This window comes from Paenibacillus solanacearum, from assembly GCF_910593845.1.
Classification (GTDB): domain Bacteria; phylum Bacillota; class Bacilli; order Paenibacillales; family NBRC-103111; genus Paenibacillus_G; species Paenibacillus_G solanacearum.
This window is the reverse complement of the sequence record NZ_CAJVAS010000012.1, coordinates 123,968-138,635: the sequence shown is the minus strand read 5'-3', so window position 1 is coordinate 138,635 and position 14,668 is coordinate 123,968. Positions and strand designations below refer to the sequence as shown.

General features: G+C 57.7%; 12 protein-coding genes and 1 riboswitch. Of the genes, 3 read left to right on the top strand and 9 right to left on the bottom strand.

From position 1 onward, the window contains the following. Positions 1-9 precede the first annotated feature (9 nt). Positions 10-1,446, bottom strand: a complete 1,437-nt coding sequence (locus tag KXG62_RS15480) for an SWIM zinc finger family protein (protein WP_218092888.1) — start codon at positions 1,444-1,446, stop codon at positions 10-12. A gap of 264 nt (positions 1,447-1,710) precedes the next feature. Here KXG62_RS15480 and KXG62_RS15475 point away from each other — a divergent pair, with 264 nt between their 5' ends. Together KXG62_RS15475 and lplT are read left to right on the top strand one after the other, a co-directional pair. Then, positions 1,711-3,933: an AMP-binding protein gene (locus KXG62_RS15475; RefSeq protein WP_218092887.1), complete on the top strand. Its 2,223-nt coding sequence runs from the start codon at positions 1,711-1,713 to the stop codon at positions 3,931-3,933. After that, positions 3,930-5,123: a lysophospholipid transporter LplT gene (gene lplT / locus KXG62_RS15470; protein WP_218092886.1), complete on the top strand. Its 1,194-nt coding sequence runs from the start codon at positions 3,930-3,932 to the stop codon at positions 5,121-5,123. The genes KXG62_RS15475 and lplT overlap by 4 nt, the downstream gene beginning before the upstream one ends. Before the next feature lie 126 nt (positions 5,124-5,249). Here lplT and KXG62_RS15465 read toward each other — a convergent pair whose 3' ends face one another. After that, entirely contained in the window at positions 5,250-6,455 is a 1,206-nt protein-coding gene (locus KXG62_RS15465) for an MFS transporter (protein ID WP_218092885.1), read from the bottom strand. Positions 6,456-6,630: 175 nt separating this feature from the next. Between KXG62_RS15465 and KXG62_RS15460 the strand changes: the two genes are divergently transcribed. Beyond that, entirely contained in the window at positions 6,631-7,512 is an 882-nt protein-coding gene (locus KXG62_RS15460; protein WP_218092884.1) for a LysR family transcriptional regulator, read from the top strand. A gap of 74 nt (positions 7,513-7,586) precedes the next feature. On the opposite strand, the gene nrdF is transcribed toward KXG62_RS15460, so the two are convergent. From nrdF to KXG62_RS15425, 7 genes are all read right to left on the bottom strand, one after another. Beyond that, positions 7,587-8,552 (bottom strand): class 1b ribonucleoside-diphosphate reductase subunit beta, encoded by a 966-nt coding sequence (gene nrdF / locus KXG62_RS15455; protein WP_218092883.1) that lies wholly within the window; start codon positions 8,550-8,552, stop codon positions 7,587-7,589. A 27-nt stretch (positions 8,553-8,579) separates the two neighbouring features. Further along, a complete protein-coding gene (gene nrdE / locus KXG62_RS15450) occupies positions 8,580-10,664 on the bottom strand; it encodes a class 1b ribonucleoside-diphosphate reductase subunit alpha (protein WP_218092882.1) in 2,085 nt (694 codons plus the stop codon). Continuing rightward, complete coding sequence (gene nrdI / locus KXG62_RS15445; protein ID WP_218092881.1) at positions 10,651-11,010, bottom strand: class Ib ribonucleoside-diphosphate reductase assembly flavoprotein NrdI; 360 nt, start codon at positions 11,008-11,010, stop codon at positions 10,651-10,653. Before nrdI ends, nrdE begins: the two co-directional genes overlap by 14 nt. Before the next feature lie 143 nt (positions 11,011-11,153). After that, a riboswitch (cobalamin riboswitch) is annotated at positions 11,154-11,352 on the bottom strand. Positions 11,353-11,657: 305 nt separating this feature from the next. Then, on the bottom strand, positions 11,658-12,038 hold the full coding sequence (locus KXG62_RS15440; RefSeq protein WP_218092880.1) for a (2Fe-2S) ferredoxin domain-containing protein: 381 nt from the start codon (positions 12,036-12,038) through the stop codon (positions 11,658-11,660). Between the two features lie 15 nt (positions 12,039-12,053). Further along, a complete protein-coding gene (locus KXG62_RS15435; protein ID WP_218092879.1) occupies positions 12,054-12,854 on the bottom strand; it encodes a class I SAM-dependent methyltransferase in 801 nt (266 codons plus the stop codon). Then, a complete protein-coding gene (locus KXG62_RS15430; protein WP_218092878.1) occupies positions 12,793-13,575 on the bottom strand; it encodes an ATP-binding cassette domain-containing protein in 783 nt (260 codons plus the stop codon). Before KXG62_RS15430 ends, KXG62_RS15435 begins: the two co-directional genes overlap by 62 nt. Then, a complete protein-coding gene (locus tag KXG62_RS15425) occupies positions 13,550-14,602 on the bottom strand; it encodes an ABC transporter ATP-binding protein (protein ID WP_218092877.1) in 1,053 nt (350 codons plus the stop codon). Before KXG62_RS15425 ends, KXG62_RS15430 begins: the two co-directional genes overlap by 26 nt. Between the last annotated feature and the right edge of the window lie 66 nt (positions 14,603-14,668).

The window sequence follows — 14,668 nt, the reverse complement described above, 5'->3', positions numbered from 1 at the left end:
TGTATATCTTCAATAAAGCAGACGAACGACCGCTTCCGGCGTCACGATGCTCAGCGGCTGGGCCGTTAGCAGCCCCTCCTGCATGCGATGCTCAAACATGACCAGCATGGCCTGCCGCTTCAGCAGCGTCTTGTGCAGCAGCGGCAGCAGTGGAGTCGTCGGCTCGCCCAAATAAGCGATGTCCGTTAGTGGGATTGGCCGGTCGTCTTCGTCGAGCAGCACATACGATGCGCCCGCCTGTGCAATCTCCTTATATTGAAGGAGCACGACCGGATGCTTCTCCGCCAGCGGATGTTTGATCTGATTTTTGACCGCCTTGATGACTTCGGGAAAAGACGGCTTGGCAAACGAGCAGACGTGCCGGTAATCTTCCGCAGACGCCTGCCGGTGCACCACTTCCTCCCAGCGCACCCGCACGTTCCCGTCCCCGGGATACATGGCGAGCTCCTTGGCCTTGACGACGTCAAACATCGAGTCATCCTCGCGGATGTATTTCGCCGCCCGAAACGGCCGGTATGTGCGGGTCAAACGGATGTCGCCGGTTTGCAGGTCGGCCCAGCAGCCTTCATCCACGAATTCGCCCCGCGCCTCATCCGTATACGAGCGGAAGGCAAGCTGCAGCAGCTCTACATCGCTGCGAACATGACCGCCCTCTCTCAGCTCGGCCAGCTGCCACGCGTGGCCGATCCACTCTTCCAAGGAAGATCCCGCATCAGCAGGCGCGTCCGGCGTATCCAATCTGCCTTGCAAATACGATTTGCTGCGCCTGAGCAGCGTTTGCAGTACCGCCAGCTGATCGATGACGGCGGAATACGCCTGCTCCCGGTCCTCGCAGGTCCGGAACGGCAATACGATGCCGCGAAGCGCCGTTTGTACGCCGGGAATGTAATGGTTTCCAAGCTGCTTGGTTTGCTCCTCGAGCGTTTGCAGCATGCTCTTGTCCACACTGCCGAGCCCGGACTGGACCAGCTGCAGGACAAGCTTCTCGGCAAGGCCAATGCCCTCGAGCTGCGAGGCGATTTTTTTGGCAAGCGCCGCCTTGTTCGTTTTCCGTTTGCCGGCCGGCGCGCCCTCTTCCGCCGCTTCTTTCTTCTTCTCTTCGCGCTTCTCTGCCTTCTGCCGCTTCTCCGCGATGTCCTGCGGAACCGGAGCGGTGGTGAACGGCTGCCCGGCCGCATACGCATACATTAAGCCAAGATTATGCTTGCACGGGAACTGCCGGCTTGGGCAGGAGCAGCGAAACACCGGCTGGCCCTCTGTTCCAAAGTCGACGGAGCACCGGTAAGGCTCCTTGCCGCTGCCTTGGCATTCGCCGAACAGAAGCGTCCCGTCCTCCGATTGCTGCAGCAGCAGGAACTTGTTTTTTCGGGCCAAATCCTTGCCGTTCTTGATCGCGCCGCTATTCAGCGCCAGGCTGTCCACATACGACTCCGTTACGTTGATCATTGGGTTACCTCTCACAACAGGGTATAGCTAACATTTCCACAATATTCTTGAATTCGCTTTTTCATAACAATAACTATCGGGTAATGCACGAATGTGAAGGCGCCCTCTTGCCGGGCACTGCGATAACCGTTACGGTTCATGGCTATCGTCTCCATCGCCGGGTACTAATCGAAGTTAGTACTGTTGGAACGAATGAATGTTGATTAAGATAAGTTTAGCACCAAGTAACAAAGGCAGCCCATCACATTGGAGGTTTGAGCCGCTATGAACTCAATCGTGAAGAACGTATCCAAACATATATTTTTCGTCATCCTCTCCGCGTTGCTCCCGCTCGTCAAACGCATCGTCAAATGGATGTTTCGTCTGAAGGTGACCGGCATCGAAAATCTAGAGGTTACGGGAAAGACGATTATCGTACCGAACCATGTTTCGTTACTGGACCCGATCATCCTTGCGCTTTTTTTACCTAAACATGTCGCATTCGCCGTCAATACCGGCATCTCCCGCAAATTTTCGTGGATTATGATGTTTCGTCAAACGGTGGCGGTCGATCCGATGAATCCGTATTCCGTACGCAAAATGCTGCGCGGCATCAACACAGGCCAGCCGCTGTGCATCTTCCCGGAAGGACGCATCAATGTGGCGTCGGGCGGCGCGATGATGAAGGTGTACGGCGGGATCGGTTATCTTGCGCTCAGCACCGGAGCACAGGTATATCCGGTCGCCATCAACGGATTGGAATATTCCAAGCTTTCTTATTTGAAAGGGAAGCTGCGCCAAAGCTGGAGACCGCGCGTGACGATTTCCGTAGGCAAGCCTTTTACAGTCGCGGACCCGTCTTCGGATCTGATGCGGGTGAAAAAAGAAAGGGCCACGGAATATATCCGTTCCCGCATGATCGATCATTTGGTACGCAGCCGGCTCAAGCCGAACGTTAACTTTTTCAATGAATTGATCGATATGGCGCAAGTTCACGGACCGTCGTTCATCGTCTGCGAAGACGCCGTTCCCTTGGATGCGGGCAAACCGGCCGCGGCCCTTTCTTACAGCCGGCTGCTGAAAACCGCTTACGTGCTTGGAAGCCGCTTGAAGCAGGTGCTCGCTTCCGACAAGCGGGTCGGCGTGCTGCTTCCGAATTCCGCCGCTCATATGGTCGTCCTGTTCGCCTTATTCCGCATCGGGAAGACACCGGCCATGATCAACTATTCCGCAGGCCGGCAAGCGATACTGGATGCATGCGAAACCGGCGATTTGGAGTACATCTTGACCTCGGAGGCGTTTGTGAACAAAGCGGGGCTACACGATGTGATCGCCGCCCTGTCCCTGAACTACCGGATCGTCTATATGGAAGAAGTGCGCGGCACGCTCCGGTGGACGAACAAGGCAAGCGGATTTCTCGACTATTTGCTGAAGCGCAGCGTGCCGGAAGGAGACCCTGAAATTGTACTTTTCACGAGCGGCAGCGAGAGCAAGCCGAAGGGCGTCTGCTTGACGCACGGCAGTCTTTACGCCAACATTCAGCAGGCGAGAGCCGTCATTCCGTTCAATTCGACGGACCGCATCCTTGGCGCACTGCCTTTGTTCCACAGCCTGGGGCTTTGCACGCATATGTTTTTGCCGATCGTGACCGGCCTGAAAGTCTACATGTACCCGAGCCCGCTTCATTATAAAGTGATTCCCGAGCTCGTCTACGACAAGAACATTACGATCTTGATCGGTACGCCCACGTTTCTGGCCGCGTATGCGAGAACTGCGCATCCGACCGATTTCTCGCACTCGCTCAAATACGTCATTGCCGGCGCGGAGAAGCTGAAGGATGAGATTCGGCAAACGTGGCAGGATAAGTTCCATATTACGGTGATGGAAGGATACGGAACGACGGAGACGTCGCCGATCATCAGCCTCAACACGAAAACGGACTATCGCAAAGGCTCCGTCGGACGCTTGCTGCCCGCTACGGAATACCGGCTGCAGCCGGTGCCCGGCATCGACAACGGAGGAAATTTGATCGTCTCCGGACCGCAAGTCATGAAAGGCTATCTGATTCACGGCAAAGGCTTCGTCCCTTGCAGCGGAGAACATGAAACAGGGGATCTCGCCGTCGCGGATTTCGCCGGAGCAACGCTTCAAACGCCGTACCTTTATTTGAAAGACCGTATCAAGCGCATTGCGAAAATCGGCGGCGAGATGGTACCGCTGAACCTCGTCGAGGAAATCATGACGGGCATGATGGAAGGGGCCGTATGCGCGGCGGTAAGCATCCCTGATGCGCGTAAAGGCGAGCGGGTGATCATGTACCATACCGATCCCGATGCCAAATTCAGCGCGCTCAAGGAACGGTTCAAAGCGAGCGGCCATTCCCCGCTATTTATGCCGTCGCAGCTGCGCTACATCGATAAACTGCCGCTCCTCGGCAGCGGAAAGACGGATTACGTGGCGCTGAAACAGCTCGCTTTACAAGACGATGAAGGGACGAATGCGATATGAATAGCGCAACAACGATCACGATCGCGCAATCCAAAGGAAAACCGCTGCCTTGGCTCTATTTCACGCAATTTTTAAGCGCCTTTGCGGATAACGCGCTGCTCTTCGGCATTCTGGCTTTGCTCAAAGCGCAGTCGTATCCGGATTATTACATCGGCATTGTGCAAACCAGCTTTCTTCTGGCTTACGTCATTCTCGCTCCGTTCGTCGGCACGTTCGCGGATAAACATTCCAAACCGACGGTACTCATGGCAGGCAACCTGCTGAAGGCCGCAGGCGTGATCGGCTTGCTGTGCGGTCTTCACCCGGCGGCAAGCTACGCCATGGCCGGCATCGGCGCCGCCGTATACAGCCCTGCCAAGTATTCGATTCTGAAGTTCCTGACCCGCGACGAGCAGGAGCTGCTGAAGGCGAACAGCCGCATCGAAGGCTATACGATTCTCGCCATCCTGGCAGGCTCCGTAGGCGGCGGCGTGCTCTCCACGCTCTCGGTCACCGGAGCGGTGGTCGCCTGTCTTGCGCTGTATCTCGCGTCCTTTGCGATGACGTGGTTCATCCCCAAGACACAGGGCAATCCGGACCTGAAGTACGGCAAAGATGCGCTGCTGTTCTTCAAAGATACGGCCGCCTTATTCCGCAATGCCAAAACGCGGTTTACGCTCGTCGGCACCGGATCGTTCTGGATGGCTTCCTCCGTCGTTCGGCTTGCGGTCATCGCTTGGGTTCCGGTTCATCTCGGCATCGAGTCGATGGATAGGATTTCGCTTATCGTAGCCCTCACGGCCGTAGGCATCGTGATCGGCTCGTTCCTCACCCCGAAGATCGTTCCGGCGAGCCAATATTTTACGTCTTACCGCTTCGGCCTGCTGATGGTCGCGATCATGCTGCTGCTGCCTCTCGTCTACAACCTGCCGCTGGCGGTCGCGCTTCTGCTGATCGTCGGGGCTTGCGGCGGCATTTACTTGATCCCGCTCAACTCGGCGCTGCAGGAAAATAAAATCGTCAGCCCCGGCAAGACGATCGCCATTCAAAATCTGGTCGAGAACGTATTGATGCTCGCCGGCGTATCGGCCTATACCAAAATCACCGAAGTGGGCATGAGCAACGATGTTTCCATTATTTTAACCGCAATCATCCTGCTGCTGTTCGTCGCCTACCTGATCATCGAAAAGAAAAAGCTAATTGCGAAGTAAATGCCTCGGCCCGCCCCGAATGATCGGAGGCGGGCTTTCTGTCGTTATGGCAGGCGAATGACCGCGCCGCGTTGACGCACGACGGCTTCGCACACTTGGTCGCACCCGTTCTCGGAGACATGCCGCTCAAGCTGCGCCGCCTCGCTGCTTTTCAATCGCTGCGACGCCCCTGGCGGTTTCGGCCTTTGCGATGCGAAACTGAACGAAGACCATCAACACAGCGGCCGCCATCAGCACAGCAATCAGCGAAGTGTAGCCGCCTGTGGCATCATGGATAGCACCGAGCAGCAATGGCCCCGCCGCGCCGATGACGTAGCCGACCGACTGCGTCATCGCCGACCAGGCGACGGCCTCCCGGGCGTCGGCAGCCGATTCGATCGGCAGCAGCAGGTTGACCGGGAACAGCACGCCCGGCCCGATGCCGAGCAGGACGACCGCCAGCCATGGCGGCATTGCGAGCATGATCCCGGCGAAGCCCAGGAGCATGGAGAACGAGCCGAGCAGCAGCCAGAACCGGCGCGAAGCCATGCGTCTGAGCAGCAGCGGAAACGCCAGACCGACCGGCATTTGGATTAGCGAGAACAGCATCAGCATGTTCCCTGCGTACGCCCTGCCGTACCCCGAGTGTTCGATCACCGGCGGCAGCCAGGCCGTAATCGAGTAGAACAGCAGCCCAAGCAGCCCGAAGGACAGCGTCAACAGCCACGCTTGCCCGCTGTGCCATGGAAGCCCGGCAGGACGCGCAGCAGCCGTGATCCCGGACGTACGCGGGATTCGCCGCAGCACGTTCAGCCGCCATACCGGCCAAGCGATCAGCGCCGGAACCGCCCATATGGCAAGCGAGCTTTGCCAGGAATGCATCCGGGCCTCCAGCGGAACGGACAGCGCCGATGCGGCCGTTGCCCCGGCGGCAAGCGCAACCGTATAGAGCGAGATCATCGCAGGCATCTTGTCCGCGAAATGCTGCTTGATAAATCCGGACAGCAGCGGTCCGATCGCCGCGATGCCGATCCCGGCCACCGCGGCCGTGGCGAGCAGGAACGCGGACGAGCCGGCCGGCAGCCGGAGCGCATTCCCCGCGGCGATGACCGCAAGCGACCAGCCGATTACGCGCTCGATCCCTTTGCGCTGGCCGAGCTTCACGGCAAGAGGCGGAATAAGCCCCATGCATAGAACCGGAATGGACGTTAGCAGGCTGGCGGCCAAAGCGCTCATACCGAGCCCGCCGCGGATCACCTCCAGCACGGGCGCTACGGAATTGATCGCGGGGCGTAAATTGAAAGACACAAGAATCAAGGCTACAGCCATGATGCGGAAGGAAGGGCTCTTCATGATCATCTCTCCTCGTCAAGCAGGTATACGCCACATGTTACTTGGAGATTCATGATTGATCAATAATATGAAAACTATCATAATCATTTATAATATAAATGATTATACGACATGCCGGGCATTCATGTAGACCGCGCCGGCAAGTCCGCCAATCGATAGAACGGAGAGAAACGACATGGAGCTTAGGCAGTTGGAATATTTTATCGCGGTGTGCGAGGAGCTGCATTTTACGAAGGCGGCTGATAAAATCGGCATTTCCCAGCCGAATGTCAGCCTGCAGATCAAGGCGCTGGAGGAAGAAATCGGGCTGCCTTTATTCGACCGGATCGGCAAGCGGATCGCGTTGACGGAGGCGGGCGCCATCCTGCTCAAGCATGCCCGGGGCATGCTGCTCAATATGCACAACGCGCTTCAAGAGATTGGCGAGCTGCGCCATCATCAGGGAGGGACGCTTGGCGTCGGCGTGCTGCCGTCAGAGCTGGATTTCCGCTTGACCCCCATGTTCATCGACTTCCGCCAGCAATTTCCGAACGTCCGGCTCAGAATCGTATCCATCGTCGATGTAGCCGAGCTGGTGCTGAGCACCGAAATTGACATCGGCATCGCGCTGCGGCCTTTGCACGATCCCCGGCTCGTCGTCCGGCCGTTAACCAAGGAAGTATACGGCGTAGTTGTGTCGGAAGAGCACGAGCTGGCCGAGCGAAGCTCCGTGTCATTGATCGAGCTGAATGGCGTACCCGCCATCATGTACCCGAGAGGCTTCTGGGGCCGGGAACTGGTGGAGAACAGCTGCCTGGAGCAGGGCTTTGCGCTGAATACGGTCGTGGAGACGACCTCCAATCCGTCGCTCTTTCAATTCGTGAAGGCAAATATGGGGGTTAGCGTGCAGACCCGCTCGCTCGTCCAATCGATCGGCGATCCGAAGCTGCGCTTCATCCCGATCCATGATCATCCGCCCGTTCGGGAGATGAGCATCATTTACCGGGCCGACAAATATCTTGCTCATGCGGCGCAAGCGTTCATCCGCGTTGCCGAGCAGCGGCTGAAGGACCTATGATCCGGCTGATTGCCGCACGCGTCGGCACGCAAAAAAAAAAGCCCGGGATCGCCGTCCCGGGTTTCCTTATGTTCTTACAAGTCGAAGCGAAAATCATCATCCGTCAACGGCTCGACGTTGACCGTACGGATATATCCGTTGCCTTTTTTCGAAAAGAAATCATGCTGCTTCGTATGTGTGCTGATCCCGTTCTGGACGATCGGGTTAATCTCCTCGTGCGCAAACGCGGGCTCGAGCCCCAAATTCATCATCGCTTTATTCGCATTATAGCGCAGGAACGCTTTGACCTCGTCCGCCAGCCCGACAGCCGTGTACAGCTCCTCCGTATAACGCTCTTCATTGGCATGCAGGTAGCGAAGCAGACCGTTCAGCGTCTCGACGGCCGCCTGCTGCTCGTCAGGCTCCAGCTCGGCAAGCACCTCTTGAGCCAGCATGCCGACATACAAGCCGTGAATGCTCTCATCCCGCAGAATCAGGTTGATGATTTCACCGCTGCTTGTCATTTTGCCTTGTCCGGCCAAGTAAAGCGGGTAGAAAAATCCGCTGTAGAACAAGTAGCTTTCCAGCAATACGGAAGCCGCCATTGCCAAGTACAAATCTTTGCGCGTGCTAATGCCATTGTAATACTGCGAGATCGTCTCAGCCTTGGTCTGGAGGTACGGATTGTTCTCGACCCAGGCAAAGATGCGGTCGATCTCCTCATTGGATGCCAGCGTCGTAAAGATGCTGCTGTACGACTTAGCATGAATTTGCTCCATCATCCCCATGAAGCCGAGCACAGCCTTGCGCTGCAGCCCGTCTACGCAGTCCATGATTTTCGGCATGCCGACGCCGCCCTGCACCGTATCGAGCAGCGTCAACCCGCCGAGCACCTTCATGTAAAGCGCCTGCTCCGCTTCGCTAAGCGTGAGCCATGACATTTTGTCGTCGGACAGCGGAATTTCCTCTTCCGTCCAAAACTGCATGATGTTCTGCTTCCAGAACATATCTGTAAATTCATCGTCCGGGCGGTTCCAGTTGACCGCTTTCCAAACGCTCATTTCCGTTCCTCCTCATGCCTCTAGCTTTTATACGGAACAACTGATGCATTCTTCCACGGACAGTCGGTTCGTACGCGTATAGTAGAGAGATTTCAATCCTTTTTTCGCTGCGTAAATGTAGTACCGGGCCAGCTGTCTCGTCGTAACGTCGCTGTTGACATGAAGGACGGTCGAGATTCCCTGATCCACATGCTGCTGAATTTCGGCGATCAGGTCCATCACTTTGAACTGATCCATCTGGTACGCCGATTTATAATAGAAATAATTATCCCGGCTCAAATAAGGCATCGGGTAATACGTGGTCGAGTTGGCGTACGTGCGCGTTTCGACCTGCTCCACCACCGGCATGACGCTGGAGGTCGCATTCTGAATATACGATATGCTCTGCGTCGGCGCCACGGCGAGCCGGTAGGCATGGTATAATCCATGCTGCTTGACGGCTGCCTTCAGCTGCGCCCAGTCGCTCGGCGACGGCATCGGGATACCTTCGAACAGCTGCTTCACCTTGCTTGTCACCGGACGGAAATCCGTTTCCGTGTAACGGTCAAAATAGGTGCCCTGCGCATAATCCGACAGCTCGAAGCCGGCAAATGTAACGCCCGTCTGCTTGGCGATCTCCATACTCTTCTCCAGCGAGTAATAATTCATCATCATAAAGAACGTGCGGGCGAAGTCGCGGGCTTCCTCGCTCTCGTACGCAATTTTATTTTTGGTCAAATAGCCGTGCAGGTTCATCGCGCCCAATCCAACCGAATGCAGCTCGCGATTCGCCTTGGCCACGCCCGGAGCATTGGCGACATGGGTCATGTCGCTGACCGCCGTTAGCGCGATCATCCCTTCATGCACCGATTCGCGAACCTTCTTCTGCTCCATCACGTTGGCGATGTTCAAGGATGCGAGGTTGCAGCTGATGTCGCGGCGAATGACGTCCGGCTGGCCGTAATCGGATATTTCCGACGTCTCCTGCAGCTGGAATATTTCCGTGCACAGATTGGACATTTTGATCGGGCCGATCTGCTTGAGCGGATTGGCGCGGTTGGCGTTGCTTTTGTTCATGATGTACGGGTAACCGGATTCCAGCTGGATCATCGCGATTTTGACCAGCATGTCCCTTGCGCTCATGATCGCTTTCTTGCCTACGCGCTCGTCGGCCAGCAGCGTGTCGTACATGTCGTCCAGATCCATATCGTCCAGATGCTTGCCGTACGCCCGCAGGACGGAATACGGAGCGAACACGTAGAGCGGCTTGTTCTCCTCCGCCAGCTTGTAGAACTTGTCCGGAACGATCAGGCCGACCGAGAGCGTCTTGAGGCGCGTCTTCTCGTCCGCGTTAATTTTTTTGCTGTCCAGCAGTTCCATGACGTCCCAGCCGAAAATATTGTAATAAGCCGCTCCGGAGCCCCGGCGCTGACCCATTTGGTCCGCATAGGAGAAGGCGTCCTCCATCAGCTTGAGCACCGGCATAATGCCTTTGGCCGCACCCTCGACGCCCTTGATCGGCTCGCCGCGGCCGCGCAGCTTGGACAAATTGACGGCTACGCCGCCGCCGATTTTGGACAGCTGCATGCAGGTGTTCAGCACGTAGTTGATGGAATTGAGCGAGTCGTCCGCTTCCAGCAGGAAGCAGGACACCATCTCGCCGCGGCGGCTCTTGCCCGCGTTCAGGAACGTCGGGGTCGCCGGCTGCAGCCGCTGCTCCATCATGGATGCGGCCAGCGACCGCGCAATCCGCACGTCGCCGCGCGCCAAGGAAAGAGCGACGATCGCCACCCGGTCCGCATAATGCTCCAGGTACAGCGAGCGGTCGTTGCTCTTCACGGCATAATCCGTATAAAATTTCGAAGCGGCCATGTACGAAGGAAATTCGAAACGATAGCCGTGCGTTATTTCGTAAATCTCCCTCACTTCCGCCTTGGCGTACTGCGCATAGACGTCTTCGTAATAATCGTTGTCGATCATGTAGCGGACTTTCGCGTCGGTGTCCGCGAACTTGATGCTCTTGCGGTACACCTCTTCCATGAACGCCTTCACCGCTTCTTTATCTTTGTCCAGCTGAAAAAATCCGTCCGCATCTCTTTGCATCAGCAAATTGTTCAATTCAATATGCAGCAACGCCGCTCACCTCCCGTTTAAACCGGTCCACGTCCTCGCGCGTTCCGGAAAGCTCGAATTTGCTCAGCACAGGCACGCAGTACAGCTCGGCGATGCGATCGGCACTCCGCGCAAACCCTTGGCCCCAGTTGCGGTTGCCGCTGGCCGATACGGCCGCCAAACGCCGGTAATTGCGCTTCAGAAAAGATAGCACCTTGCCCGGAGGCTGTCCGAAGCCGGTTGTATATGTAATAAGTACGAACGGCTCGTCGACGACAAGCGTTTCCTCGATTTTGACGGAAGGCATGTCCAGCTTGGCGACGAACCGCTCCACATTGCCGGTTTTGGAATCATAAGCGATCAGCACAATATCCTCTCCCTTTCCTGCACACAAAAAAATGAAAAGCGCACCCGGCTTCGGATAAGCCGGATGCGCATGCCAAAATACGAGTTCCGCGAGAACCCGCTGAACACGAACCATACGAATCCGACACTTTCCTATCTCCGTAGGCGTGTCCAACTGCGGGGCAGGTCTCCTGACTTGGGGATCAATGCCGTCCGCCACCTTCCCGGTATGCAGCATACCAGTGGCAAATTGACGTGGGCTACTCCCTTACAGTGGCGGGACCGCGCCGGCTTTGCACCGGACTTCCCTATTAAGCTTCCCGTTCCTGCTAGAACGAGAAACACCCGCGCAATACAATATGTAGAATATATTTTAAAATATATATCAATATATTGTGCTTGTCAATGGATCGTTTGGCATATCGAAGTAATGTTCACAAACATTTGCGATAGAATAGATTCGGTTTTACGCTCCGCAATCCCCGTCCGGGCTTGTGCCGACGGGGCGCTCGGGGATCGACGGGTCCCTGCCGCGCGGCCTCCCGAATCCGGTCCTCCGGCTTCGGACGCGAAGGTTCGCAAGGCCGTCGAGCAGTGCCGAAACGTGCGAATGAGGTTCGCACGCGTTGGCAAAACGAACGCTCGCCTGAACTCCCTTGCGAGGACCGGCTAGCCTCGGGCGCGCTCGGCGCTGCGCAGCACGCCCTGTGCGCCGCTTCCGGTAGGAGTGAACCGGCCGTCGCGAAAAGCATACGCCATCTGGTCGCACAGCGGCTTGCCTTGCAGCAGATGTTCGCGGACAAGCCGCCTGCCGGTTTCCGGCGTCATGTTCTTATACCAGATGCCGTCCGGGTACACCGTGACGACGCAAGCATCCTCGCAGCGGCCGTTGCACTTCGTTCGCGTCGTGTGGATCCGATCCTCCGCTTGCTGCGATGCGATCTCCGCGCGGATGGCGAGCGTCACTTCGTCCCCCTGACTGCGCAAGCAGCTTCCTCCGTTGCAAATCAATAGATGATGCCTTGTTTCGGATAGATCCCAGGTTGCCACGGTTCCCGTCCTCCTCTAATGTCCGTCGAACCGGACAGGCTCCCAATGCAGCAGGGCCACGGGATGCACCGCCCCGCTCTTGCGCCGAACCGGAAACTTCCTATATTCATGCGCGATTCCCAGCTCGTGAAGAATGCCGGAAAGCGCGTCGGCCCGCTCCCGCTCCACCGTACTTCCGCCGATATCCGCCCGAAGCGGATGGGCAAATGGCTTCTCCATCGACTGAACGAGGAATACCCGCCGGCTTGCGGCGGCGTTCATCCGAAGCAGGCTTTCTTTCATATCCTTGATCCGGTATACGGCGTTCGCGCTGAACAGGATGTCGGCTCGCAGTTCCGGAGCTTCCTCCCATTTGGCCGGCACCGCAGCCGGAGCCGGGAAGCCTAGCTCCTTCCAGTTGCGGCACAGCTCCGCGTACATGGCGGCCGATGGCTCGACAACCGTGATCTGCCGCACTTTCGGCGCCAGCAGCCGGGTAAAACCGCCGGTCCCGGGTCCGACTTCAAGCAGCAGGTCGCTCGGCTTGAGAAACGCATACACGACCTCCATAATCGCTCCGGCGTAGGGCGCCAGAGGGTTCCGCTCGTCATAGGAGAAGGCATGCTCCCGCCAATATTGTTCCTCCTCCGCGTCGCTGCCCATCCGCGCATCGGCGGACGCTCCCCGTTCCCAGGCAAGCGTCCAATATTCCGAAGCGGCCATAGCCTTTCCATCTATGTAGATCGGATCCATCAGATCATCTCCGTTCTTTCCTTTATTTCGTCCGGCCGGGCCGGACGACGTGAAATGCTTGAACCAAATGCTGCGTATACGCATGCGCCGGCTGCTCCATCAGCTGCTGGGCGTTCCCCGTCTCTACGATGCGGCCTTTATGCATCACGGCTATTTGCGGGCACATGTGCCGCACCAGCTCCAGATCATGAGAGATAAACAAGTACGTCATGCCAAATTGCCGCTGGACGTGCTGCAGCAGCTCGATGACTTGCGCCTGAACGGAAACGTCGAGCATGGAGGTCGGCTCGTCGAGAACGAGCAGCTTCGGCCCCAGCGTAAGCGCCCTTGCGATAACGACCCGCTGAACTTGCCCTCCGCTGATCTGGTGGGGGTATCGGTACACGATGTCCCGTTGAAGCCCCACCAGCTCGAGCAGTTCCAGCACCTTGGCGATCCGGGCCTCCTTGTCCAGCAGCCGATGCAGCTTCATGGGCTCGAGCAGGCTGTCCAGTAGGGTCCGGCGCGGATTGAGCGCGGAATCGGGATGCTGGAATAGCAGCTGCATCTGTTGGCGCAGCGGTCTCATCTGCTTCATCGTATAACGGGTAATGTCCGCTCCGTCGAAGAGCACGGTGCCTTCGTCGGCCGGCAGCAGCTTCAGCAGCAATCGGCCGACGGTCGACTTCCCGCAGCCGCTCTCTCCGATCAGGCCGAGCGTTCCCCCTTTGGCAATCCGGAGCGAGACGTTCTCAACCGCTTGCAGCCTGCGTCCGCCCGTCCAGCCGGAACGAAACGACTTATTCAGACCGACTGTCTGAATCATACAGAAAGCACCTCACTTTGACTGCGTGCATTGCATCGGCAGCTTTGGTAACATAAGCGGCGTTAAATTCGTTGGCAGCGCAGGTACGGTCGATCGCATTGGCTGATCCAGCCGCATCGCTCCCGCTCGCTGCGCACGCTGGATCGACGCCGCCGTCCTGCTCCGGCGTTCCGGCCGAAGCGTAAAGCGCCGGCCGAAGCGACATGCACACCGGCCGGCGTTCCCCGCAGCGGGCATAAAAGGCGCACCCCTCCGCTTGTTCCGTCAAGCTCGGACCCGTTCCGGGGATCGGCACCATGCCTCGGCCCGGCATCGAGCGGAGCAGCCCCTTCGTATAAGGATGCTTGGGCGCTTGGAATATATCGCCGGCGCGTCCTTCCTCGACCAGTTGTCCGGCGTACATGACGCCGACCCGATCGCATAGCGCTTCGGCCACATGCAGATCATGGGTGATGACGAGCATGGCCGCGCCGGTCGCCTGCGCCATCCGATGCAGCATATCCACCACCTGGTTGCGCACGATGGCGTCAAGCCCCTTGGTCGGCTCGTCCGCGATCAGGAGAGAGGGCTGACCGGCCAGCCCGATGGCGGCCAGCACCCGCTGCTTCATCCCCCCGCTGAGCTGGAACGGATAGCTCTTCAGCTTCTGCTCCGGCGCAGGCATGCGCAAGTCTCGTAGCAGCCCGGCGGCTTGCGCGGCAATCGCCTTCCGCCTCTGCATTTTCCGAAACCGCGCAATCGCCTCTGCGACCTGATACCCGATCGTTAATACGGGATTGAGCGATGTCGCCGGATTTTGCGGGATGAAGGCGATCTCGCTGCCTCTCCAATGCCTCAGCCTTTTCCGGTCGACCCGGAGAAGATCCGTTCCCTTGAATACGATGGAGCCGCCCACCTCGCAGTTGCCTGGCAGCAGTCCCGGAATGGAGAGGCCGAGCACCGACTTGCCGCTGCCGGTCTCCCCAATTATTCCGAATATTTCTCCCGGCCGAATCTCCAGCGACACCCCGTTAACGGCGTGCACCATACAATCCCCCGTATGAAAAACAGCCGTCACATGATCCATGCGAAGAAGCGGTTCGATAGCTGGTCA